This window comes from Bradyrhizobium uaiense (assembly GCF_010811875.1).
In the GTDB taxonomy this organism is placed as follows: domain Bacteria; phylum Pseudomonadota; class Alphaproteobacteria; order Rhizobiales; family Xanthobacteraceae; genus Bradyrhizobium; species Bradyrhizobium uaiense.
Window position 1 is genome coordinate 1 of record NZ_VKHP01000817.1, and the last position, 247, is coordinate 247.

General features: G+C 73.7%; 1 pseudogene. It reads left to right on the forward strand.

Annotated elements, in window-relative coordinates:
- Window positions 1-247: pseudogene (locus FNJ47_RS47580) on the forward strand (hypothetical protein); the annotation flags it as partial.

Below are 247 nucleotides of genomic sequence, written 5' to 3' on the forward strand. Positions count from 1 at the left end.
CTGCTGTCGAAGTCGCCGCTCGGCGCGGAAGCCTCCAGCATGTGGGCGCAAGGCGGCCTTGCCGCGCCTGTCGGCGCAGATGACACCCCTGCGCTGCATCTCGCCGATACGCTCGCGGCAGGTGCCGTCGCCGGTGGCGTGCACGATGCGGTTGCGGCCATGTGCGGCCTCGAGCCCGAGGCGCCAGCTGCCGTCGGCGCGCCGGTCGAAGGCGACGCCGAGCTCGGCGAGATGCTCCACGGCCGCA